Origin of the sequence: Enterobacter cloacae complex sp. P43RS, assembly GCF_014930585.1 — a bacterium.
In the GTDB taxonomy this organism is placed as follows: domain Bacteria; phylum Pseudomonadota; class Gammaproteobacteria; order Enterobacterales; family Enterobacteriaceae; genus Enterobacter; species Enterobacter bugandensis.
Genome location: NZ_JADBRJ010000008.1, coordinates 16,473 through 38,580, shown reverse-complemented (window position 1 = coordinate 38,580; position 22,108 = coordinate 16,473). Strand labels below are relative to the sequence as shown.

Genomic DNA, 22,108 nt, shown 5'->3' with positions numbered 1-22,108 from the left:
CAATGTCACAGCCAGACGCTATTATTCGTATAAAAAATTTACGCTTGCGCACGTTCATTGGTATCAAAGAGGAAGAGATTGCCAACCGTCAGGATATTGTCATTAATGTGGTGATTCACTACCCGGCAGACAAAGCGCGGGCCAGCGAAGACATCAATGACGCGCTGAACTATCGCACGATCACTAAAAACATCATCCAGTACGTGGAAAACAACCGCTTCTCGCTGCTGGAGAAATTAACCCAGGATGTGCTCGATATCGCACGCGATCATCACTGGGTCACTTATGCTGAAGTAGAGATCGATAAACTTCACGCCCTGCGCTATGCCGACTCCGTCTCCATGACGTTAAGCTGGCGACGCCAGGCGTAAACCTGGAGGTTGTATGAAGATTCTGCTGACCGGCGGTACAGGCCTGATTGGGCGCCATCTCATTGCGCGTTTGCAGGCGCTGCATCACGACATTACCGTAGTGACCCGCAGCCCGGAGAAAGCGCGCCAGGTGCTGGGCGCGGGAGTCGATATCTGGAAAGGGCTGGTCGATCGGCAGAATCTGGACGGCTTCGACGCCGTCATCAACCTTGCGGGCGAACCCATCGCCGATAAGCGCTGGACCGAAGAGCAGAAACAGCGGTTGTGCAGCAGCCGCTGGAACATCACCGAGAAGCTGGTTGAGCTGATTCGCAACAGCCAGACCCCGCCGTCGGTGCTGATTTCAGGCTCTGCGACGGGCTATTACGGCGATCTCGGCGAAGTGGTGGTGACCGAGGAAGAGCCGCCCCACAACGAGTTCACCCATAAACTCTGCGCCCAGTGGGAGCGTATCGCCTGCGCGGCGCAAAGCGATAATACCCGCGTCTGCCTGCTGCGTACCGGCGTGGTGCTTGCGCCGAAAGGCGGCATTCTGGGTAAAATGCTTCCGCCCTTCAGGCTGGGGCTCGGCGGGCCGATCGGCAACGGGCGACAGTACCTGGCCTGGATCCATATCGACGATATGGTGAACGGCATTATCTGGCTGCTGGATAACGATCTGCGCGGGCCGTTTAACATGGTTGCGCCGTATCCGGTGCGAAATGAACAGTTTGCCCACGCGCTGGGGCATGCCCTGCATCGCCCGGCGATATTACGCGTGCCTGCGACGGCAATTCGCCTGTTGATGGGCGAAGCGTCCGTGCTGGTGCTGGGCGGTCAGCGCGCGCTGCCAAAACGGCTGGAAGCGGCCGGGTTTGCGTTTCGCTGGTATGACTTAGAAGAGGCGCTGGGGGATGTGGTACGCTGAATATGTTACAGTGATACGCCATGTTCCGATGAAATGGCGTAACAATGGCAACCATCACCACTCCCCGGCTTCATCTCACCCCTTTCGAACCCTCTGACTGGGCGTTCTTCCGCTCGCTGCGCGAAAACCGCGACATTATGCGCTATATGGCCGCGATTGCGCCTGAGAAAGAGACCCGACGCGTGTTTGCCGCACGCCTGATGGCGGAGCATGTCTTCGTGATCCGCTTTCTGAATGAAGATACGCCGCTGGGCGATATCGGCCTGCAAATCAGCCCTGAGAATCGTGAAGAGGCGGACATCGGCTACACGGTTGTGCCTGCCGCGCAGGGAAAAGGCATCGCCAGCGAGGCGCTGCGCGCGGTATGTGACTACGCGTTTAACCAGACCGGCGTGAAGGCGATTAACGCGTACGTGCTGGCGGACAACGGCGGGTCTGTGCGGGTGCTTGAGAAAGCCGGGTTTGTGCGCACGCAGGTGCTGGAAAAAGCGTATGAGATTGACGGCGTGCGGTATGACGACTGGGTGTATCGCCTGGAGTGTGGTGCGGCCTGAATGCCGTGCGGCACTGCGTTTGCCCGGCCTGGGGTTTTGTAGGCCCGGTAAGCGAAGCGTCACCGGGCGATTGGGCTGCACTGCGGGCTGATGCCCTCTTTATTTCAGAGATCCTTTAAGGAACTGCTGCAAACGCGGGCTCTGCGGGTTTGCCAGCACCTCGTCAGGGTGCCCCTGCTCTTCAATTTTCCCCTGATGCAGGAAAATCACGTGGTTCGAAACGTTACGGGCGAAGCCCATCTCGTGCGTCACCACCACCATCGTTTTGCCCTCTTCGGCCAGCTTCTGCATGATGCGCAGCACTTCGCCCACGAGTTCCGGGTCCAGCGCGGAGGTCGGTTCGTCGAACAGCAGCACTTCCGGCTCCATCGCCAGCGCGCGGGCGATAGAGACACGCTGCTGCTGGCCGCCGGAAAGGTGTACCGGATACTTCATCTGCTGGCGCTCGTCGATACCCACTTTCGCCAGGTATTTCACCGCGCGTTCCCGGGCTTCCTGCTTGCTTAAGCCGAGCACCTGAACCGGCGCTTCCATCACGTTCTCCAGCACCGTCATGTGGCTCCAGAGGTTGAAATGCTGGAACACCATCGTCAGGCGCGTACGCAGCAGGCGCAGCTGATGCTTATCCGCCACCTTCAGCTGGCCGTCTTTGTCACGCACCAGGTTGATGTTCTGCCCGCTCACCACAATCGAGCCTTCGCTCGGCTTTTCGAGGAAGTTAATGCAGCGCAGGAAGGTACTTTTACCCGAGCCGGATGAACCGATGATACTGATCACGTCGCCCGCGTTAGCCTGCAGCGACACCCCTTTCAGCACTTCATGTTCGCCGTAGCGTTTGTGCAAATCAATAACGTTTAATTTGTTCTCAGCCATCATCTTTCTCAGTGCGTCGAAGAAGGTTTTATATGCTGCAACCAGCGTTTTTCAGCCTTACGGAACAGGCTAATCAGAACATAAGAGATAATTAAATAGAGCACCGCCGCAATGCCAAACGCGGTAAACGGCTGATAGGTCGCGGAGTTGATATCGCGCGCGATTTTGAGCAGGTCCGGCACCGTGGCGGTAAAGGCGAGCGCGGTGGAGTGCAGCATCAAAATCACTTCGTTGCTGTAGGCCGGTAGCGCAATGCGCAGCGCCGACGGCAGAATAATGCAGCGGTAAAGCTTCACCGAGGAGAAGCCGTACGCGCGCGCCGCCTCGATCTCACCGTGCGGCACGGAACGAATGGCCCCGGCGAAAATCTCGGTGGTATAGGCGCAGGTGTTGAGCGTTAGCGCCAGCACCGTACAATTCAGGCCACTGCGGAAGAACGCATTCAGCATTTCCGTGCCTTTTACGATCTCCAGCGTATACATCCCCGAATAGAACACCAGCAGCTGCACGTACAGCGGCGTGCCGCGAAACACATAGGTAAACAGCCAAATCGGGAACTGAATAAATTTATTGTTCGACACGCGACCGATGGCGAGAAACACCGCCAGAATGCCGCCCATCACCACGGAAGAAATCAGCAGCCAGAGTGTGATCGCCACGCCGGTAAAGCGGTAGCCATCCGTCCACAGCAGGGATTTCCAGTATTCCTGAATAATCTCAATCACAGGTCAGCCCTCTTCACACCCACGGAGTAGCGACGCTCGAGCAGAAGCAGCACACCATTGGAGACGGTCGTAAAGACCAGATAGATCGCTCCGCAGACCACCGCAAAGTAGAACGGCTCCCAGGTGCTCTTGCCCGCCAGCTGAGTCGCTTTCACGACGTCTTCCAGACCGAGCAGCGAGACCAGCGCCGTCGCTTTGAGGATAACCTGCCAGTTGTTACCGATGCCCGGCAGCGCATAGCGCATCATGGCCGGGAACATAATCCGGCGAAACGTTTGTGAAGAGGTAAAACCAAATGCGGTTGCTGCTTCAATGTGTCCTCTGGGAACCGCCATGTAAGCGCCACGGAAGGTTTCCGTGAAGTAGGCACCGTAGATAAAACCGAGGGTGATAATACCGGCCACCATCGGGTCGATATCAATTTGTCCCATGCCCATCGCATCCGTCACGCTGTTCAGAGCAATCTGCAGGCCGTAAAAAATAAGCAGCATCAGCACCAGATCGGGTACGCCGCGAATGAGCGTGGTATAGCCTTCGAAAATGAGCGCCAGCGGTTTGTTAGCCGAAAGCTTCGCCCCTGCGCCCGCCAGACCTATCAGCACCGCCAGCACCACGGAGCTGATAGCCAGCTCAAGGGTGACAAGCGCGCCCTGTAAAATAACGCCAGAAAATCCGTACAGCATACCGCGAGCCCTGTCGTATCGTGAGTGGTAAACCGTGTCTTATCCCCTCCCCCAGCGGGAGGGGCCGCACGTTATTTGACGGAGCGATTAGCCGCCGTACACATTGAAATCGAAGTACTTTTTCGCCAGTTTGTCGTAGGTACCGTCAGCGCGCATTTCAGCAAACGCTTTGTTCAGCGCCTCACGCAGTTCGTTGTCTTCCTTACGCAGGCCCATACCGGTACCCACGCCAAAGAGCTTCTCGTCCTTAATGGACGGACCGCCGAACTTGTAATCTTTACCTACCGGCTGCTTCAGGAAACCTTCGCTTGCCGCGACTTCATCCTGGAATGCCGCATCAATACGGCCTGCCGTCAGGTCTGCGTAAATATTTTCCTGGCCCTGATAGGAGACGATTTCGATCCCCTTCGGCGCCCAGTGTTCGTTACCGTAGGTTTCCTGCGTGGTGCCCTGCAGCACGCCTACGCGTTTCCCCTTCAGCGACTCGAGGGTCGGTTGAATGTCAGAAGACTTAGCCACTACCAGACGTGAATCGGCCGCATAGAGCTTGTCGGTGAAGGCAATCTCCTGCTGACGTTTCTCGGTGATGGAAAGCGAGGACATAATCACGTCTATTTTTTTAGCTTTCAGTGAAGGGATCAGCGCATCCAGCGGGTTCTCTACATAAGTACACTGTGCTTTGATGCGTTTGCACAGCTCATTGGCCAGATCGATGTCAAAACCCACCAGTTCACCCTTTGAATTCTTCGATTCAAACGGCGCGTAGGTGGGATCGGTGCCAATACGAATTTTCTGCGGAATGGCTGCGAAGGCCGCGGTGGCGCTGGAAAAGGCCAGTACCAGAGATAATGACAACACGAGTTTTTTCATATTTGTCCTCAACAAACTGTCTTCATACGGTTTTTTTACGACGACGGGGTGGGGTTAATGTGCCATTAATCCACGCTGTCAGGCAAAGAATAATGCCTTTCAGACGGGAATTTTTGCATTATAAATGCTTAAGTATGCACGTAGCGACCCAATATGGTGCACAAATTGCACCATATTGAATCATCCACACTCGCGACGCACCACGCTGGTGCGTTAGTCACCGTAGACGTTGAAGTCGAAGTATTTCTTCGCCAGTTTGTCGTAGGTACCGTCTTTGCGCAGCTCCGTGAATGCTTTGTCAAAGGCGGCTTTCAGCTCTTTATCGTCCTTACGCAGGCCGATGCCGGTGCCGTCACCAAAGTATTTTTTGTCTTTCACGGACGGGCCCGCAAAGGCGTAATCTTTACCAGCCGGCTGCTTCAGGAAGCCTTCGCTCGCCGCGACTTCATCCTGGAACGCGGCATCCAGACGGCCTGCCGCCAGGTCAGAGTAGATCAGATCCTGGTTCTGGTAAGCCACCACGTCGACGCCCTTCTCGCGCCAGTTGGCATTCGCGTAACCTTCCTGGGTCGAGCCCTGGAGCACGCCCACATGCTTGCCTTTCAGCGAGTCGATGGTCGGCTGGATCGGGGAACCTTTCGCGGCAATCAGACGCGAATCCGCAGCGTAGAGCTTGTCAGAGAAGGCAATCTCCTGCTGGCGTTTTTCGGTGATGGAGAGAGAAGAGATAATGGCGTCGATTTTCTTTGCCTTCAGCGACGGGATTAACGCGTCGAAGTCGCTGCCCACCCATGTGCATTTCACTTCCATACGTTTGCACATTTCATTTCCCAAATCGATATCAAACCCCACGAAATCGCCTTTCGCATCCTTGGAAGAGAATGGCGCGTAGGTTGCGTCTGTACCGATACGAACCGTCTGTGGAAGCGCTGCGTAGCTACCTGCCGCCGCACTTAACCCCACCAGCAAAGACAGAGCCAGAACCGTCTTCTTCATACATTTACCCTCAAGTACCGTGATTTTATTATGTATTGTGTTGTGTGTTGTGTTGCAGGCTTCTCTTGCAGGTCTTATGCCACATTGCCGTCTGGTCAAAAGTTCGACGTTAAATATGTTAATAAAACGTTGCGATATTGCCTTAATGGTGAAAGATAGCAGGTCTGCCGAACGAACCGGAAAGAGAAAAAGGGAAAAAGCGAATTAAATGTCGAGGATATGATCGCCGTTGCATAATTGCCCTGAAACAGGGCAACGTCTTTTTTCATGCACAGCATTTGTGCACAGAATCAGGCTCCCTGCCAGCGGGTGAAGAGGTCTTCGGGCAGGTCGATGTCAAACTGATCCAGCACGCGATTGACGGTCTGATTGATCACATCGTCCAGCGACTGTGGTCTGTGGTAGAACGCCGGCACCGGCGGCATGATCACTGCGCCCAGCTCGGCGGCCTGGGTCATGAGGCGCAGATGGCCCAGGTGCAGCGGCGTTTCCCGCACGCAGAGCACCAGCGGGCGGCGCTCCTTCAGCACCACGTCCGCCGCGCGCGTTACCAGCGTGTCGGTATAGCTGTTCACAATCCCGGAGAGCGTTTTGATTGAACAGGGCAGGATCACCATACCGGCGGTTTTAAACGAGCCTGAGGAGATGCTGGCGGCGATATCGCGGGCATCGTGAACCACGTCCGCCATCGCCTGGACATCGCGCAGGGAGAGATCCGTTTCAAGGGAGAGGGTTTGCCGCGCCGCCTGGCTCATCACCAGATGCGTTTCCACTTCTGCCACGTTACGCAAAACCTGTAGCAGGCGTACGCCGTAAATCGCGCCGCTGGCACCGCTGATGCCTATTATGAGTCGTTTCATGATTTCGCCCTTGCTGAATTCTGGGCTGACTGTGCAGGATTTTGCGGGGAGTTGCAAGTGAGGGCGAGCGCCCTCACCTGCGCAGAGATTAACCTTCGTTGTGCATCTCTAAGCTTTCGAGATCGTTTTGCAGCTGAACGGCTTTCGCATCGTCGTTGCGCAGCGAATCAAGGTAGTCGAGGTACTGCTGGTCAACGTCTTTCGTCACGTAGACGCCATTGAACACGGAGCATTCGAACTGCTGAATCTCCGGATTCTCGGCGCGCACCGCGTCGATGAGATCGTTCAGATCCTGGAAAATAAGGCCGTCGGCACCGATGATCTGGCGAATCTCATCCACTTCACGGCCGTGAGCAATCAGCTCGTTGGCGGTTGGCATATCAATGCCGTACACGTTCGGGAAGCGAATCTCCGGCGCGGCAGACGCCAGGTAGACTTTCTTCGCACCCGCTTCGCGCGCCATCTCGATAATCTGCTCAGAGGTGGTGCCGCGAACGATGGAGTCATCCACCAGCAGAACGTTTTTGTCGCGGAATTCCGCGCGGTTGGCGTTCAGCTTGCGGCGAACGGACTTACGGCGCAGGTGCTGGCCCGGCATGATAAACGTGCGGCCAACGTAGCGGTTCTTCACGAAGCCCTGACGGTACGGCTTGTCCAGAATGCGGGCGATCTCCAGGGCGATATCGCAGGAGGTTTCCGGGATAGGAATCACCACGTCAATGTCGAGATCGTCCCACTCGCGGGCAATCTTCTCGCCGAGCTTCGTGCCCATATTGACGCGCGCGCTGTAGACGGAGATCTTGTCGATGAACGAATCCGGACGGGCAAAATAGACGTATTCAAACAGGCACGGGTTGCTGACCGGGTTGTCGGCACACTGACGGGTGAACAGCTGGCCCTTCTCGGTGATATACACCGCTTCGCCCGGCGCAACGTCGCGCAGAAATTCGAAGCCCAGGGTATCCAGCGCCACGCTCTCAGAGGCAACCATATATTCGGTACGGCCATCGCCGAGGTCGCGCTTGCCCAGCACCAGCGGACGAATGCCGTTTGGATCGCGGAAGGCGACCATGCCGTGACCGATGATCATCGCCACGCAGGCGTACGCACCGCGGATCTGGCGGTTTGTCGCGGCAATGGCAGCGAAGATATTGTCTGCTTCCAGCGGGTAGTGACGGAAGTTATCCAGCTCGCTGGCGAACACATTGAGCAGGATTTCTGAATCAGAGGTGGTGTTAATGTGGCGACGTTTCTCTTCGAACAGCTTCTTACGCAGCTCATGAGCGTTGGTCAGGTTGCCGTTATGGGCAAGCGTGATGCCATACGGTGAGTTGACGTAGAAAGGCTGTGCCTCAGAGGCGCTGGAACTGCCAGCAGTAGGATAACGAACGTGACCGATCCCCATATTACCTTGCAGACGCTGCATATGGCGGGCTTCAAACACATCGTTTACCAGGCCATTGGCCTTACGTAAACGGAAGCAGTTGTTTGCATCAATGGTGATGATACCCGCAGCATCCTGCCCACGGTGCTGAAGCACCGTTAACGCGTCATAAATCGACTGGTTTACCGGCATGAAACCGGCGATACCGACAATACCGCACATTCGTCTTTTCCTCGTTAAGCCACATCTCAGGGTTTATGCCCTGGGCAAAAAACTCGACGAGCTTTGCAGATAGTCAAAGAACCATCTGATGATGAAGCTGAACTCTGGAATGAGCTGCGATTTTTGCCAGTCTTCGCTTTTGGAGAACCCGGTGAAGGTATCCAGGAAGAACAGGATCGCGGCCACAATCAGCACGCCTCGTAATGCCCCGAAACAGATCCCGAGTACCCTGTCCGTTCCTGACAGACCGGTTTTCTCGACCAGCTGACCTATCACGTAATTCACGATAGCGCCGACAATCAGCGTCGCGATAAACAGCACCGCGATGGCGATTCCATTTCGGACCAGTTCATCTTCAAAGCCCGTGAACCAGACAGACAGGTAAGTGTAGTAATGACTGGCAACAAAGAAAGCACAACCCCAGGTTACCAGCGATAACGCTTCACGAACAAAGCCACGGATCAGGCTAACCAGACAGGAAAAACCAATCACCGCAATGATGGCGTAATCAATCCAGACCATATGTGTCCCACGATTAAACGCCCTGTCATCCAGTTCGGGGCGAATTCTAACAGAAAAAGAAAACGTTTGCGTAGGGATTTCCTTCCCGCGCGTAAATAAAAAAGGCGCTGAAAAAATGTTCAACGCCGTGGCTTATCGCCTCTCTCTAAAGGAGCAGGTCGTACTTAGTTCGCGCTGTAGCTCATCACCACACCACTCAGCCCGGAGATCTGCTTCAGCTCGCCCAGCGACCCTTTCAGCTTGTCTTTCGACGCCTCCGGCCCCACGAGGATACGGGTGATTTTACCCTGCACCGGCGTGGAAGGTGAAGTGTAAACGCGATAGCCCGCACTGCGCAGTTTACCCACAACCTCGTTGACTTTATCGGCGTTTTTCAGCGCCCCCAGCTGCACAACGTAGGCTTTGCCGGTCGGCGCTGCGTCTTGCTTCGCAGGTGGTGGAGTTTCAGACGCTGCAGCCAGCTGCTCTGCTGCTTTATCTCGCTGTTGCTGAGGCTTCGGCTGCGGTTTCTCTACCGGCTTCGGTTTTTCGACAGGCTTAGGCTTCTCTACCGGTACCGGATCGATCTCGATGTTGTTATTCGCCGCCAGACGCGACGGGTCGAGTGACGGTGCAGCGGCATCGCCCGCGCGAACTTCTTCCGCCGCCCCTTCAGGCGGCTGAGCAGGCAGCGCCTGAGTCGCCGCAGGCAGCATATCCGGCTCATCGCGGTCGCCCGGCTTCGGCACCAGCGGAATGGCTGCAAACTCGTCCTGATAATGTTTTTTCTGCCCGTCGAGCAGCCCGGGAAGAATAATCACCCCGAGCGCGACCAGCACAATGGTTCCTGTTAAACGGTTCTGAAACTTACTCGCCACCGGTTCTCCCCGCGTCCATCACTTCCATGACATGTGCCACCGTGTGGAAAGAGCCACACACCAGCACGGTATCTTCTGGTTTAGCATCCGCCATCGCGGCATGCCAGGCCTGCGCCACGCTACTGTAGATTGCACCTTTGCCGAGATGTTCCATTAACTGCTCAGCTGTCGCACCGCGCGGCCCCTCCAGAGGAGCACAATACCAGCTATCGACCACACTCTCCATGCAGGCCAGCGTGCCGCCGATATCTTTATCATGAAGCATACCGATAACCGCCAGCACGCGCCCGGTTTTTGGTAACGATTTGAGACGTCCTGCGAGATACGCCGCCGCATGCGGGTTGTGCGCCACATCCAGAATCAGACGCGGTGACTCGCTGACTATCTGGAAACGACCCGGCAGCAGCGCATTCTGAATGCCGTCACGGATCGCCTGCTCACTTACAGCTAATCCGCTGGCGCGCAGTGCCGCCAGCGCGGTTGCCGCGTTCGGCTGCGGTACCTGCGGCAGCGGCAGATTCTCCAGCACGCCCTGCGCATCGCTGAAGCGCCAGCCGTTGCCCTGCACCTCATACTGCCAGTCAACGCCTCGGCGCAACAGATGTGCGCCCTTCTCTTTCGCCACGTCGGCAATGGTATGCGGCATGTCCGGCTCGCCCACCACGGCGGGCTTATTCGCCCGGAAAATACCGGCCTTTTCGCGGCCAATGCTTTCACGGTCCGGGCCCAGCCAGTCGGTATGATCCAGCGCGATGCTGGTGACCACCGCCACGTCCGCATCCACCATATTGGTGGCATCCAGACGCCCGCCCAGCCCCACTTCCAGGATCACCACGTCCAGCTGCGCCTGTTTGAACAGCCACAGCGCCGACAGGGTGCCGTATTCAAAATAGGTTAATGAGGTTTCCCCGCGCGCCGCTTCGATAGCCGCGAACGACGCCGTATGGGCAGATTCCGCCAGCTCGGTGTTCTGCACCCGCACGCGCTCGGTATAGCGCACCAGATGCGGTGAGCTGTAAACGCCAACCTTGTACCCCGCCGCCATCAGGACTGACTCCAGCGTGCGGCAGGTCGTCCCTTTACCGTTAGTACCTGCAACGGTGAACACGAACGGAGCCGGTTTCAGCACGTCGAGACGCGCGGCAACCTGGCTTACGCGCTCAAGGCCCATATCGATGGTTTTACTGTGCAGGTTTTCCAGATAAGAAAGCCACGCGGCCAGGGGCGACGTGGCTTGGGGAATGCTTTTATTTTCCATAATGCCCGGTTGTCATTAACAGGTTATAAAGCAAAAGGGCAGCGCCATCTGGCCCTGCCCTTTTCAGTTATCAGGCCTCGGGTTCCTGATCCGGTACCACCACGCCTTCGCGCGGCTCATCCGGGTTAGGCGCTGGCAGATTCATCAGCTTCGCCAGAATGCTGGCCAGTTTCAGGCGCATTTCCGGACGGCGGACGATCATATCGATAGCGCCTTTCTCAATGAGGAACTCACTGCGCTGGAAGCCCGGCGGCAGTTTTTCACGAACGGTCTGCTCGATGACGCGAGGACCGGCAAAGCCGATCAGCGCTTTTGGCTCAGCGATGTTCAGGTCACCCAGCATCGCGAAGCTTGCGGAGACGCCACCCATGGTTGGGTCGGTCAGCACGGAGATGTACGGCAGACCGCGCTCCTGCATTTTCGCCAGCGCCGCAGAGGTTTTCGCCATCTGCATCAGGGACATCAGCGCTTCCTGCATACGCGCACCACCGGAGGCGGAGAAGCAGATCAGCGGACAGTTGTCTTCCAGCGCCTGCTCAACGGCACGCACGAAACGCGCGCCGACCACGGAGCCCATTGAGCCGCCCATAAAGGAGAACTCAAACGCAGCGGCAACCACCGGCATCTCGTGCAGGGTGCCCTTCATGACGATCAGCGCGTCTTTCTCGCCGGTCTCTTTCTGTGCAGAGGCCAGACGATCTTTGTATTTTTTGGAGTCGCGGAACTTGAGCACATCTTTTGGCTCCAGTTCGCTGCCCAGTTCTACCAGAGAACCTTCGTCCAGCAGGCTATGCAGGCGGTTGCGCGCCGACATACGCATGTGGTGGTCACACTTAGGACACACCTCGAGATTGCGTTCCAGCTCTGCGCGATACAGAACCTGGCCGCAGCTATCACACTTCGTCCATACCCCTTCAGGAATGCTCGCTTTGCGCGTCGGGGTAATGTTGCTTTTAATTCGTTCAATCCAGCTCATTGATAACCTTTCTGCCTGAACCTGGTCGTATGCCAGTTTTGCTATAAGAGGCGAATAATGCCATTTTTGCCTCCAACAGACCATGAATGTTGCACATTAAAACATAACAGCCCGAAACTTTGGATAAAAAAGTGGTCGAACCGCCAGCGTGCATTTACTTCGCTTGCTTTGCTGCCGCGCGTTTGTGACGAATGATTTCGATAACACCCGGCAGAACGGAAAGCACAATAATCGCTACAATCAGTAACTTAAGGTTTTCCTGAACCACTGGCAAGTCGCCAAACAGATAGCCTGCATAGGTAAAGAGCAACACCCAAAGCAGTGCGCCCACCACGTTATACATTGCAAAATGACGATAGGACATATGGCCCATTCCCGCCACAAACGGCGCAAATGTGCGCACAATAGGCACAAAACGCGCAAGGATAATGGTTTTTCCGCCATGACGTTCATAGAAGGCATGGGTCTTGTCTAAATAGCTGCGGCGGAAAATTTTCGAGTCCGGATTACTGAACAACCGCTCACCGAACACCCGGCCAATCGTATAGTTGACCGCATCCCCGACAATCGCGGCAATCACCATCAACACCACCATCAGATGCACGTTCAAATCATTGGTGGGCAGCGCCGACAACGCACCGGCCACAAACAGCAGCGAGTCTCCCGGCAGGAACGGGGTAACGACCAGACCGGTTTCACAGAACAGAATCAGGAACAGAATGGCGTAAACCCAGACGCCGTACTGCGCGACCAGCTCCGCCAGGTGAACATCAATATGCAGAATGAAATCAATCAGAAAACGTATTACGTCCATATTGTCTAAGCCTTAATTGCACCTTTGTTTAGTCCGCTAAAAACAGCGGGCCCATTGGCGGTTTTGGCAGGTCAAACCGATCCGGATAGTCTACCGAGACCAGATAAAGCCCTTCCGCTTTCGCCGTTGCTGCCGCAAGCGTTCTGTCCTTCGCTGCCAGCAGTTCTGCAATCCAGCTCTCCGGCTGGTGTCCGGCGCCCACTTCCATCAGGCTGCCTACAATATTCCGCACCATATGATGTACAAAGGCATTGGCTTTGATATCCACCACCACATACGCGCCATAACGACTGACGTTAATGTGCATGACATTACGCCACGGCGTACGGGACTGACACTGCACCGCACGAAACGACGTAAAGTCATTTTCACCAATCAGACACTGCGCCGCGCGATGCATGCGTTCTGCATCGAGCGGTTCATAAAAATGCGTCACGCCCTGGCTTAATACCGCCGGGCGCAGACGCTGGTTGTAGATGACATAGCGATAGCGACGCGCCGTTGCGCTGAAGCGCGCGTGAAAATCATCCGGCACAGCTTTCACCCAACGCACCGCGATGTCACCAGGTAAATTCGCATTTACACCCAGCGTCCAGGCGGCATCCTTACGCACGGCGGTGGTTTCAAAGTGAACCACCTGCCCCGTGCCATGAACACCCGCGTCCGTACGCCCCGCGCACAGGACGTTAATCGGCTCGTTTGCCACCTGAGAGAGCGCTTTCTCCAGCTTTTCCTGAACGCTGCGCACCTCATTCTGACGCTGCCAGCCATAATATTTACTGCCATCGTACTCAATACCGAGGGCAATCTTATGAACCGGCTTTTGATCCACTTCGGACATCAGTACAGATACTCCTGCACCAGCTTCTCGGCGATCTTGACCGCCATCAGCGCGCCGCCAAAGCGAACGTTATCGGCAACGGACCAGAACTGGACCTGCTCCGGCATACCGTAGTCGTTACGCACGCAGCCAACGGAAAGATGCGCGCTGCCGGTGGCGTCGCCCACCTGGGTCGGGAACTCGCTCTCTTCGGAAAGGACGATATCTTCACCGCGGCCAAACGCATCGCGGGCCTCTTCTGCCGCCAGCGGACGCAGCGCTTCAAAGCCGACCATCTGCGCGTGGCCGTAGAAGACCGGGGACTGTACGACGCTGGCGGAAATCATCAGCCCCTCGTCCTGCAGAATCTTGCGCGCTTCGTCGACGAGACGACGCTCTTCGCGCACGGAACCTTCACGATCCGGCAGCAGCGGCAGCATGTTGAACGCCAGCTGGCGGCCAAAGAAATCATCTTCGTCGATCGGGATGCCATTCAGCAGCTTCGCACTCTGCCCGGCCAGCGCGTCAACGGCCTTTTTACCGTTCGCCGACGCGGACAGCAGGCTGGTGACGGTAATGCGCGACAGGCCGCCGTCGTCAATCAGCGGCTTCAGCGCGGTCAGCAGCTGGCTGGTCAGGCTGTTCGGTACCGCGATAACGTTACGGTTGCGGTAGTCAGCCAGCACAAACGGATTGACGTCCGGGACCACCAGCGGCACGTCCGGCTCCAGGGAGAACAGACCGCTCAGGTCGATCACCAGGCAGCCCGAATTGGTCGCCTCTTCAATATAAGACGCCGTGGCTTCAGCACCTGCGGCAAAAAACGCCAACTGCGCCTGGGTCCAGTCAAACGCGGCCGCATCCTGAACCATCACGGATTTACCGCCAAAGCGCAGATGTTCGCCCGCGCTGTCGGTGCGCGCCAGCGCATAGATATCTCCCACCGGGAACTGACGCTCGGCAAGAGTTTCGAGCAGGGCTTCGCCCACGGCACCCGTGGCACCTAAAATGGCAATATTCCAGCCTTCAGACATGGTGGTTTACTCCAGAAATAAAAAAGCGTCCCTGTCGGCGTATCCGACAGGGAGCATTAAGAAGACATTAATGCGCCGGGTGATGAACGGCGTTAAAACCCAGTTTCTTGAGCAACGTCGCAGCCGCTGCGTCGTCGCACATCACATACAGGGAAGACCACTCGCGGCGCTCAACGTAGTTCTTGCGCAGCTTATCAAATTCACCCGGGATCCCCGCCACCTTACGCAGCAGCGCATCGTCGCGGCGCACATCATACACCAAATGCACCAGCCTTTTCAGCGTTGCCTGATCGAGCGGGCCATGCAGGGTAATGCGGCCAAATTCAGGCGCGGGGAGTAAAGTATCAAGCGCCACCTGCTGCGGATGGCCGATAAAGGCGTTGTAGGCTTCAAACACCTGCGTCGTGCCGCGCGCTTTGCCTTCAAGCGTATAGCCCGCGATATGCGCGGTGGCAACGTCAACCTTGTTCAGCAGCTCAACGTTGAGATCCGGCTCCGGCTCCCAGACGTCCAGCACCACGCTGAGATCGTGTCCTTCATTCAGACATTTCAGCAGCGCGGCATTATCCACCACCGGGCCACGGCAGGCATTAATCAGAATAGTGCCAGCCTTCAGACGGCGAATCAGCGCCTCGTCCGCCAGATGCAGGGACTTATACGGCCCCTCTTTAAACAGCGGCGTGTGGAACGTCAGCACATCGCACTGTTCAACCAGCTCATCCAGCGCGCGGAAATCCTCGTCGTCACCGTTGTCTTTACGCGGCGGATCGCACAGCAGCGTGCGGATACCTAACGCTTCAAGGCGCTTTTGCAGACGCCCGCCGACGTTACCCACGCCGACAATCCCCACGGTGCGGTCTTTCAGCGCAAAACCATCGCGCTCGGCCAGCATCAGCAGCGAGGAGAAAACGTATTCCACGACGGCAATGGCGTTACAGCCCGGCGCGGCGGAAAAACCGATTCCGGCCTGCTTCAGCCACTGATCATCCACATGATCGGTCCCTGCCGTTGCGGTTCCGACAAACTTAATCGCTTTACCGGCAAGCAACGCCTCATTTACTTTGGTCACCGAGCGCACCATCAGCGCGTCTGCGTCATCCAGTTCGTTAACCGGGATCGGGCGACCAGGGACAGCCTTAACGTCGCCGAGGCGGCTAAACAGCTCGCGGGCGTAAGGCATATTTTCATCAACGAGGATTTTCACGTCTGAGTACCTGTTTGAGAGGAAGAAAACCTGCCAAGTGTGCCATAATCTGGCCGCCAGGCATATACGTATGCCGGGTTTACGCTGAGTTTTGACTTTAAGGATTTTTGACGATGCAGCCCATTTCAGGTACGCCGCCACGCCCTCCGGGTGAAGGCCCTGTCACGCCAAACGTTGCCGGTGAACAGCCACTATCCACGCAACAGCGCACCGTGCTGGAGCGACTGATCACGCGCCTGATAGCGCTGACTTCGCAGCAAAACGCGGAAGTCTGGGCCGGGGTAAAGCATGATTTAGGCGTGAGGAACGACGCACCGCTGCAGTCGCGCCATTTCCCTGCCGCCGAGCAAAATCTCAACCAGCGTATTACGACCGCGCAGCAGAACCACACCACGCGTCAGATTGTCACGCAGTTGACCGAGCTGCTGGGCCAGGGAAATAACCGTCAGGCTGTCAGTGACTTTATCCGTCAGCAGTATGGCCAGACCGCCCTGAGCCAGCTGACGCCAGACCAGCTTAAAACCGTGCTGACGCTGTTGCAGAACAATCAGTTGTCTATTCCGCAGCCTCAGGTGCGCCCCTCAACCGAGCGCCCGCTGCAGCCTGCCGAGCACAACACGCTGAACCAGATGGTGACCAAACTGGCCGCCGCCACCGGCGAGTCGACGAAGCTTATCTGGCAATCCATGCTGGAACTGTCCGGCGTGAAGGCGGGCGAGCTGATTCCGGCCAAACAGTTTACCCATCTGGTGACCTGGCTCCAGGCGCGCCAGACGCTCAGCACCCAGAGCGCCCCTACCCTGCATACCGTTCAGGCGGCGCTTAAACAGCCGCTGGAACCGCACGAGTTCGAGGTGATTAGGGATTACGCCCAGCAGAACTGGCAGGCCACGCCGCAAACGGTACTGACCACCGCGCAGGTGCAGGATGTGCTGAATCAGATCTTTGTTCGCCGCGCCGAGCGGGAAGGCGGCGTGCCGGAGGTAAGAAACGTTCAGCCGATCTACAGCCCGCTGTTTGCGCCCGTTGTGGAGACGTTCAGAACGCTCTCTGCCCGCCCGGGATTAATGTTGATTGCATTATTGATTGCGCTGGCGATTTTCTGGCTGGTTGCCTGAGGATTTGCCCGGTGGCGCTACGCATACCGGGCCTACAACGGCTCGAACCGTAGGCCGGGTAAGGCGCAGCCGCCACCCGGCGACAACTGTTAATTTCTGCGAAACGCCACCAGCGTCACCACGATCCCCACCACCGCAGAAACCGCGCCCGCCAGGAAGACGGACGGGTAGCCAAACGAAGTGGCTAACAGACCCGCCAGCGGCCCGGTTACGCCGTATGAGATATCCTGAAACGCCGCATAGCCGCCCAGCGCCGTACCGCGGACCTGCGGCGCCACGCGCTTCACCACCTCAACGCCCAGCGCCGGGAAGATCAGCGAGCAGCCGCAGCCGGTTAACGCCGCACCAAGCAGCGCAACGGAGGCGACCGGCGCCTGCCAGAGCAACACCAGCCCAACGGTTTCAATCACCAGCGATGCCACCGCCACCTTCACGCCGCCAAAGCGATCCGGCATCCAGCCGAACAGGACACGCATCAGGACAAACGCGCCGCCAAAGGCCGTCAGCGTAAAGCCCGCCATTGCCCAGCCGCGGCTCATGAAATAGAGGGAGACGAAGGTGCCAATCACCGCGAAGCCTACTCCCTGAAGCGCCAGCCCCAGCCCTGGCTGCCAGATTTGCCCCACCACACTCCACAGCGAAGGACGTTCGCCTTTATGGGCGGGTACCTTGCGTACCGAACCGTTAAAAGCCCACGCCAGCAGCGGTAATACCATGGTGGTTGCTGCCAGTACCGCAAAACCAAACTGGCTGTGGATCAGCAAACCCAGCGGCGCGCCTGCAGCCAGTGCGCCATAAATCGCCATCCCGTTCCATGACATCACTTTGCCGGAGCGCGCAGGCCCCACCAGCCCCATCCCCCAGGTCAGGGTACCGGTCAGCAGCTGGCTTTCACCGAAGCCAAGGATTAAACGGCCCACCACCAGTAGCGCAAATTTATACGCGGCGTCGACCGGCAGGAGAGCGGCCAGCAGCCACGCGCCCCCCGCCAGACTGCAGGCAAACATGCCCTGCAGCGCCGAGCGTTTTGCACCGTGCTGATCGGCCAGCCGTCCTGCGTAGCCGCGGGTTAATACCGTGGCTAAAAACTGAATGCCCACAGCAATGCCGACCATGGTGTTGCCATAGCCGAGTTCCTGATGAACGAACAGTGGGATCACCGGCAGCGGCAGGCCAACGGTCATGTAGGTCAGGAATACCGCAAAGGCGATGCGGAAAAGAGAAAGGTTCCCGGAAGGAGTGCCCTTCTCGGGGGTAACAGCCTTCATGCATAACTCCGTGTTCAGGCATAAAAAAAGGGAGCCTTCCGGCTCCCTTCTATTATACATTCAAACGCTTATGCTTTCAGCTTGCGCATAACCAGTGTGGCGTTGGTGCCGCCGAAGCCGAAGCTGTTGGACATCACGGTGGTCAGCGTCGCTTCCGTTGGTTTGGTCACGATGTTCAGGCCAGCCGCCTGCTCGTCCATCTCGTCGATGTTGATGCTTGGGGCGATAAAGCCGTTTTCCAGCATCAGCAGAGAGTAGATCGCTTCCTGCACGCCCGCCGCACCCAGAGAGTGACCGGTCATGGCTTTGGTGGCAGAGATAGCCGGGCTGTTGTCGCCGAACACTTCGCGGATCGCACCCAGCTCTTTCACGTCACCTACCGGAGTAGAGGTACCGTGGGAGTTCAGGTAGTCGATTGGGGTATCAACGCCGTGCATCGCCATCTTCATGCAGCGCACCGCGCCTTCGCCGGACGGAGCAACCATGTCGGCGCCGTCGGACGTTGCGCCGTAGCCCACGATCTCAGCATAGATGTGCGCGCCACGTGCCAGCGCGTGCTCCAGCTCTTCAACCACAACCATACCGCCGCCGCCCGCGATGACGAAACCGTCACGGTGCGCGTCATAAGTACGGGAGGCTTTGTCTGGGGTTTCGTTGTACTTGGTGGACAGTGCGCCCATCGCGTCGAACTCACAGGCCATTTCCCAGCCCAGCTCTTCGCCGCCGCCAGCAAATACGATGTCCTGTTTACCCAGCTGGATCTGCTCAACAGCGTTACCGATACAGTGTGCGGAAGTCGCACACGCGGAGCTGATGGAGTAGTTCACACCGTGGATTTTGAACGGGGTCGCCAGGCACGCGGAAACCGCAGAACCCATGGCTTTAGTCACCACGTACGGACCTACCGCTTTCAGACCACGCGGGCTGCGCATGGCGTCAGCACCGAATACCTGCGCTTTAGAGGAACCGCCGGAACCGGCAATCAGGCCCACGCGCGGGTTGTTCTGATAAACCTCTTCGCTCAGGCCGGAATCTTTGATCGCTTCCTGCATGGAGAGATAAGCATAAATAGAGGCATCGTTCATGAAACGAACCACTTTGCGGTCAATCAAACCGGTGGTGTCCAGTTTGACGTTACCCCATACGTGGCTACGCATACCTGAATCTTTAAACTCTTCAGAGAAAGTGATCCCGGAGCGTCCTTCACGCAGAGATGCCAGGACTTCCTGCTGGTTATTACCGATGCTGGAAACAATGCCCAGGCCAGTAATCACTGCACGTTTCATTCAATACCTCTGTAAGTCGCACTATAAAAAGTTTCGAGTCGCACAATAGCGTACACTTGTACGCCGAACAAGTCCGATCAGACATTTTCTGCGGAAATTTGCACCGATGGACTCACATCGTTAAGATCGTGCCACTGCCTGTCAGACGAGTAACTTACGTGAAACAAAACGCTATACAACCCGCCAACCTCGAATTCAACGCTGAGGGTACACCTGTTTCCCGAGATTTTGATGACGTCTACTTTTCTAATGATAACGGACTCGAAGAAACCCGCTATGTTTTCCTCGAGGGAAACCAGCTCAGCGCCCGCTTCCCTGCGCACCCGCGCAGTCTGTTCGTTGTTGCGGAAAGCGGATTCGGCACCGGGCTCAATTTTTTAACACTCTGGCAGGCGTTTGACCAGTTTCACGCTGCGCACCCTGAGGCTACGCTACAAAGATTACATTTCATCAGTTTCGAAAAATTTCCGCTTACCGCGCACGATCTGCGGCTCGCCCACCAGCGCTGGCCGGAGCTTGCAGCCTGGGCGGAGCAGCTTCAGGCGCAGTGGCCGCCGCATATCGGCGGCTGCCACCGTCTGATTCTGGACGGCGGACGAGTGACGCTGGATTTATGGCTGGGCGACATTAACGACCTGACCGATACGCTCGACGACGCGATGAACCAGACGGTGGACGCGTGGTTCCTTGACGGCTTTGCGCCCGCCAAGAACCCGGACATGTGGAGCCAGCATCTGTTTAGCGCGATGGCCCGGCTGGCGCGTCCCGGCGCAACGCTCGCCACCTTTACCTCGGCCGGCTTTGTTCGCCGCGGCCTGCAGGACGCGGGCTTTACCATGCAGAAGACCAAAGGCTTTGGCCGCAAGCGCGACATGCTGGTCGGCACGATGGAACGGGCGCTGGACATTCCCGCTCGGGCTCCCTGGTTTGCGCGCAGCGCCAGCGCATCGCGCGAAGTGGCGATCGTTGGCGGAGGGATCGCCAGCGCCCTGCTCTCTCTCGCGCTGCTGCACCGGGGCTGGCAGGTGACGCTCTACTGCGCTGACGAGGCACCAGCCAGCGGCGCGTCCGGCAACCGCCAGGGCGCGCTTTACCCGCTTTTAAGCGCGCACGACCCGGCCCTGTTCCAGTTTTTCCCGGCGGCCTTTACCTTCGCCCGTCGCCTGTACGACGCGCTGCCAGTGGCATTCGACCACGACTGGTGTGGCGTGACGCAGCTCGGCTGGGATGAAAAGAGCCAGCAAAAAATCGCCCAGATGCTGTCGCTGGGTCTGCCGGAGGAGATTGCCCGCGCGGTCAGTGCGCAAGAGGTGGCAGACATGGCGGGCGTGGAAACCGGCTGTGGCGGCATTCAATATCCGCTCGGCGGCTGGCTGTGCCCGGCTGAACTGACCGCGGCGGCGATTAGCCTGGCGCAGTCACGCGGGCTGAGGGTGCATTATGCTCATAAGGTTGAATCGCTTAGCCGGTCAGAACGGTGGACTCTGCATTTTGCTGATGGCAAAGCGGCACACCATGCCAGCGTTGTGCTGGCAAACGGACATAACATCAGCCAGTTTATCCAGACCGAGACGTTGCCGGTTTATCCGGTCGGCGGCCAGGTAAGCCATATTCCGACCGCGCCCGAACTGAGCAAGCTGCGCCAGGTGCTGTGCTATGACGGCTATCTGACGCCACAAAATCCGTCTAACGGACATCACTGCATCGGCGCCAGCTACCATCGTGGCGAAGCGGATATGCGCTACAGCGAAGCGGATCAGCAGCAAAACCGCCAGCGCCTGATTGACTGCTTCCCGGACGCGGCGTGGGCGAAAGAGGTTGACGTGAGCGAGGGCGAAGCGCGCTGCGGCGTGCGCTGCGCGACCCGCGATCACCTGCCGATGGCGGGAAACGTGCCGGACTATGAAGCCACGCTTGAACTCTATCAGGATCTGGCAGAAAACAAGGAAACGGCGGTAAGTGCCCCGGTTTATCCGGAACTGTTCATGCTGGGCGGATTAGGATCACGAGGATTGTGCTCCGCGCCGCTGCTGGCAGAGGTGCTGGCTGCGCAAATGAGCGATGAGCCGGTTCCTCTGGACAGGGTTACGCTCGCGGGGCTGAATCCGAACCGGTTGTGGGTAAGGAAACTGCTGAAGGGGAAAATGGTTAAGTAGGGTGCGGTCTGGTGCCCTCACCCCGGCCCTCTCCCACAGGGAGAGGGAGATGACGCATTTACTTAGCGTTTAGCCTGCTGGAATAAATTGTCCCACATCCCCAGCACCAGAGACTGGTCGCGCGGAGAGAGCTCCCCAGCCAGAATGGCTTTTTCCAGGCTGCGCGTGACTTCAGCGTGAACGGCGTCGGCAGAGTGATCGTCACCTGCTTCCAGCTCGGCTACCGCCAGCGTCAGGTGACCACGCAGATAACCGCTGGCGAACAGCTCATCATCACTGGCGTGTTCCACCATGTCATCAATTAACGCCAGAATGCGTGATTCAAATTCTGCGATCATCTTCTTTCCTCT

23 protein-coding genes are annotated in these 22,108 nt (G+C 57.4%); 5 read left to right on the top strand and 18 right to left on the bottom strand.

Translation table 11 applies throughout. The features are described from left to right. Window positions 1-2 precede the first annotated feature (2 nt). From folX to IM294_RS16545, 3 genes are read left to right on the top strand one after another with little or no spacing between them, the layout of a single operon-like run. Complete coding sequence (gene folX / locus IM294_RS16555; protein WP_028013950.1) at window positions 3-371, top strand: dihydroneopterin triphosphate 2'-epimerase; 369 nt, start codon at window positions 3-5, stop codon at window positions 369-371. Between the two features lie 13 nt (window positions 372-384). After that, window positions 385-1,278 carry a TIGR01777 family oxidoreductase gene (locus IM294_RS16550; protein ID WP_126818180.1) on the top strand — a complete coding sequence of 298 codons (894 nt, stop codon included), beginning with the start codon at window positions 385-387 and terminating at the stop codon, window positions 1,276-1,278. Window positions 1,279-1,322: 44 nt separating this feature from the next. Next, entirely contained in the window at window positions 1,323-1,832 is a 510-nt protein-coding gene (locus tag IM294_RS16545; protein ID WP_047367996.1) for a GNAT family N-acetyltransferase, read from the top strand. A gap of 99 nt (window positions 1,833-1,931) precedes the next feature. Here IM294_RS16545 and hisP read toward each other — a convergent pair whose 3' ends face one another. From hisP to pdxB, 15 genes are all read right to left on the bottom strand, one after another. Further along, window positions 1,932-2,705, bottom strand: a complete 774-nt coding sequence (gene hisP / locus IM294_RS16540; RefSeq protein WP_010433274.1) for a histidine ABC transporter ATP-binding protein HisP — start codon at window positions 2,703-2,705, stop codon at window positions 1,932-1,934. An 8-nt stretch (window positions 2,706-2,713) separates the two neighbouring features. Next, window positions 2,714-3,430, bottom strand: a complete 717-nt coding sequence (locus tag IM294_RS16535; RefSeq protein ID WP_028013953.1) for an ABC transporter permease — start codon at window positions 3,428-3,430, stop codon at window positions 2,714-2,716. Continuing rightward, window positions 3,427-4,113: a histidine ABC transporter permease HisQ gene (locus IM294_RS16530; RefSeq protein ID WP_028013954.1), complete on the bottom strand. Its 687-nt coding sequence runs from the start codon at window positions 4,111-4,113 to the stop codon at window positions 3,427-3,429. The genes IM294_RS16535 and IM294_RS16530 overlap by 4 nt, the downstream gene beginning before the upstream one ends. A gap of 87 nt (window positions 4,114-4,200) precedes the next feature. Next, window positions 4,201-4,983: a histidine ABC transporter substrate-binding protein HisJ gene (gene hisJ / locus IM294_RS16525; protein WP_047367997.1), complete on the bottom strand. Its 783-nt coding sequence runs from the start codon at window positions 4,981-4,983 to the stop codon at window positions 4,201-4,203. 213 nt (window positions 4,984-5,196) lie between these two features. Continuing rightward, entirely contained in the window at window positions 5,197-5,979 is a 783-nt protein-coding gene (argT, locus tag IM294_RS16520) for a lysine/arginine/ornithine ABC transporter substrate-binding protein ArgT (RefSeq protein ID WP_028013956.1), read from the bottom strand. A 290-nt stretch (window positions 5,980-6,269) separates the two neighbouring features. Then, window positions 6,270-6,839 carry a UbiX family flavin prenyltransferase gene (locus IM294_RS16515; RefSeq protein WP_028013957.1) on the bottom strand — a complete coding sequence of 190 codons (570 nt, stop codon included), beginning with the start codon at window positions 6,837-6,839 and terminating at the stop codon, window positions 6,270-6,272. A gap of 88 nt (window positions 6,840-6,927) precedes the next feature. Beyond that, window positions 6,928-8,445, bottom strand: coding sequence for an amidophosphoribosyltransferase (gene purF / locus IM294_RS16510; protein WP_014884664.1), 1,518 nt, complete (start codon window positions 8,443-8,445; stop codon window positions 6,928-6,930). Window positions 8,446-8,478: 33 nt separating this feature from the next. Then, entirely contained in the window at window positions 8,479-8,967 is a 489-nt protein-coding gene (gene cvpA / locus IM294_RS16505) for a colicin V production protein (protein ID WP_000262116.1), read from the bottom strand. Between the two features lie 164 nt (window positions 8,968-9,131). Next, window positions 9,132-9,824 (bottom strand): cell division protein DedD, encoded by a 693-nt coding sequence (gene dedD, locus IM294_RS16500; protein WP_045259684.1) that lies wholly within the window; start codon window positions 9,822-9,824, stop codon window positions 9,132-9,134. Continuing rightward, a complete protein-coding gene (folC, locus tag IM294_RS16495; RefSeq protein ID WP_028013959.1) occupies window positions 9,814-11,082 on the bottom strand; it encodes a bifunctional tetrahydrofolate synthase/dihydrofolate synthase in 1,269 nt (422 codons plus the stop codon). Before folC ends, dedD begins: the two co-directional genes overlap by 11 nt. A 70-nt stretch (window positions 11,083-11,152) precedes the next feature. Beyond that, window positions 11,153-12,058 carry an acetyl-CoA carboxylase, carboxyltransferase subunit beta gene (accD, locus tag IM294_RS16490; RefSeq protein WP_003861408.1) on the bottom strand — a complete coding sequence of 302 codons (906 nt, stop codon included), beginning with the start codon at window positions 12,056-12,058 and terminating at the stop codon, window positions 11,153-11,155. Window positions 12,059-12,212: 154 nt separating this feature from the next. Next, window positions 12,213-12,872 (bottom strand): DedA family protein, encoded by a 660-nt coding sequence (locus IM294_RS16485; protein ID WP_008502599.1) that lies wholly within the window; start codon window positions 12,870-12,872, stop codon window positions 12,213-12,215. Between the two features lie 28 nt (window positions 12,873-12,900). Continuing rightward, on the bottom strand, window positions 12,901-13,713 hold the full coding sequence (gene truA, locus IM294_RS16480; protein WP_028013961.1) for a tRNA pseudouridine(38-40) synthase TruA: 813 nt from the start codon (window positions 13,711-13,713) through the stop codon (window positions 12,901-12,903). Next, window positions 13,713-14,726, bottom strand: coding sequence for an aspartate-semialdehyde dehydrogenase (locus IM294_RS16475; RefSeq protein ID WP_028013962.1), 1,014 nt, complete (start codon window positions 14,724-14,726; stop codon window positions 13,713-13,715). Before IM294_RS16475 ends, truA begins: the two co-directional genes overlap by 1 nt. Window positions 14,727-14,793: 67 nt before the next feature. Beyond that, on the bottom strand, window positions 14,794-15,930 hold the full coding sequence (gene pdxB / locus IM294_RS16470; protein ID WP_126818179.1) for a 4-phosphoerythronate dehydrogenase PdxB: 1,137 nt from the start codon (window positions 15,928-15,930) through the stop codon (window positions 14,794-14,796). Between the two features lie 113 nt (window positions 15,931-16,043). On the opposite strand from pdxB, the gene flk reads away from it, so the two are divergent. Further along, complete coding sequence (flk, locus tag IM294_RS16465) at window positions 16,044-17,048, top strand: flagella biosynthesis regulator Flk (protein ID WP_028013964.1); 1,005 nt, start codon at window positions 16,044-16,046, stop codon at window positions 17,046-17,048. Window positions 17,049-17,137: 89 nt separating this feature from the next. Here flk and IM294_RS16460 read toward each other — a convergent pair whose 3' ends face one another. Both IM294_RS16460 and fabB read right to left on the bottom strand, forming a co-directional pair. Further along, complete coding sequence (locus IM294_RS16460; RefSeq protein WP_126818178.1) at window positions 17,138-18,316, bottom strand: MFS transporter; 1,179 nt, start codon at window positions 18,314-18,316, stop codon at window positions 17,138-17,140. 68 nt (window positions 18,317-18,384) lie between these two features. Next, the gene (gene fabB, locus IM294_RS16455; protein ID WP_023336433.1) at window positions 18,385-19,602 is read right to left on the bottom strand and encodes a beta-ketoacyl-ACP synthase I; all 1,218 of its coding nucleotides are present in this window, start codon (window positions 19,600-19,602) and stop codon (window positions 18,385-18,387) included. A gap of 158 nt (window positions 19,603-19,760) precedes the next feature. On the opposite strand from fabB, the gene mnmC reads away from it, so the two are divergent. Continuing rightward, window positions 19,761-21,758, top strand: a complete 1,998-nt coding sequence (mnmC, locus tag IM294_RS16450; protein ID WP_126818177.1) for a bifunctional tRNA (5-methylaminomethyl-2-thiouridine)(34)-methyltransferase MnmD/FAD-dependent 5-carboxymethylaminomethyl-2-thiouridine(34) oxidoreductase MnmC — start codon at window positions 19,761-19,763, stop codon at window positions 21,756-21,758. 62 nt (window positions 21,759-21,820) lie between these two features. Here mnmC and IM294_RS16445 read toward each other — a convergent pair whose 3' ends face one another. Next, window positions 21,821-22,096, bottom strand: a complete 276-nt coding sequence (locus tag IM294_RS16445) for a YfcL family protein (RefSeq protein WP_028013966.1) — start codon at window positions 22,094-22,096, stop codon at window positions 21,821-21,823. Window positions 22,097-22,108: the final 12 nt, after the last annotated feature.

What these genes read in the sequence shown, in the direction of transcription:
- IM294_RS16545 (WP_047367996.1), top strand. Translation starts at nt 1,323, where the DNA reads ATGGCAACCATCACCACTCCCCGGCTTCATCTCACCCCTTTCGAACCC.
- IM294_RS16445 (WP_028013966.1), bottom strand. Translation starts at nt 22,096, where the DNA reads ATGATCGCAGAATTTGAATCACGCATTCTGGCGTTAATTGATGACATG.
- IM294_RS16485 (WP_008502599.1), bottom strand. Translation starts at nt 12,872, where the DNA reads ATGGACGTAATACGTTTTCTGATTGATTTCATTCTGCATATTGATGTT.
- folC (WP_028013959.1), bottom strand. Translation starts at nt 11,082, where the DNA reads ATGGAAAATAAAAGCATTCCCCAAGCCACGTCGCCCCTGGCCGCGTGG.
- hisP (WP_010433274.1), bottom strand. Translation starts at nt 2,705, where the DNA reads ATGGCTGAGAACAAATTAAACGTTATTGATTTGCACAAACGCTACGGC.
- IM294_RS16530 (WP_028013954.1), bottom strand. Translation starts at nt 4,113, where the DNA reads ATGCTGTACGGATTTTCTGGCGTTATTTTACAGGGCGCGCTTGTCACC.
- truA (WP_028013961.1), bottom strand. Translation starts at nt 13,713, where the DNA reads ATGTCCGAAGTGGATCAAAAGCCGGTTCATAAGATTGCCCTCGGTATT.
- cvpA (WP_000262116.1), bottom strand. Translation starts at nt 8,967, where the DNA reads ATGGTCTGGATTGATTACGCCATCATTGCGGTGATTGGTTTTTCCTGT.
- IM294_RS16550 (WP_126818180.1), top strand. Translation starts at nt 385, where the DNA reads ATGAAGATTCTGCTGACCGGCGGTACAGGCCTGATTGGGCGCCATCTC.
- purF (WP_014884664.1), bottom strand. Translation starts at nt 8,445, where the DNA reads ATGTGCGGTATTGTCGGTATCGCCGGTTTCATGCCGGTAAACCAGTCG.
- fabB (WP_023336433.1), bottom strand. Translation starts at nt 19,602, where the DNA reads ATGAAACGTGCAGTGATTACTGGCCTGGGCATTGTTTCCAGCATCGGT.
- IM294_RS16515 (WP_028013957.1), bottom strand. Translation starts at nt 6,839, where the DNA reads ATGAAACGACTCATAATAGGCATCAGCGGTGCCAGCGGCGCGATTTAC.
- accD (WP_003861408.1), bottom strand. Translation starts at nt 12,058, where the DNA reads ATGAGCTGGATTGAACGAATTAAAAGCAACATTACCCCGACGCGCAAA.
- IM294_RS16475 (WP_028013962.1), bottom strand. Translation starts at nt 14,726, where the DNA reads ATGTCTGAAGGCTGGAATATTGCCATTTTAGGTGCCACGGGTGCCGTG.
- IM294_RS16460 (WP_126818178.1), bottom strand. Translation starts at nt 18,316, where the DNA reads ATGAAGGCTGTTACCCCCGAGAAGGGCACTCCTTCCGGGAACCTTTCT.
- folX (WP_028013950.1), top strand. Translation starts at nt 3, where the DNA reads ATGTCACAGCCAGACGCTATTATTCGTATAAAAAATTTACGCTTGCGC.
- flk (WP_028013964.1), top strand. Translation starts at nt 16,044, where the DNA reads ATGCAGCCCATTTCAGGTACGCCGCCACGCCCTCCGGGTGAAGGCCCT.
- argT (WP_028013956.1), bottom strand. Translation starts at nt 5,979, where the DNA reads ATGAAGAAGACGGTTCTGGCTCTGTCTTTGCTGGTGGGGTTAAGTGCG.
- hisJ (WP_047367997.1), bottom strand. Translation starts at nt 4,983, where the DNA reads ATGAAAAAACTCGTGTTGTCATTATCTCTGGTACTGGCCTTTTCCAGC.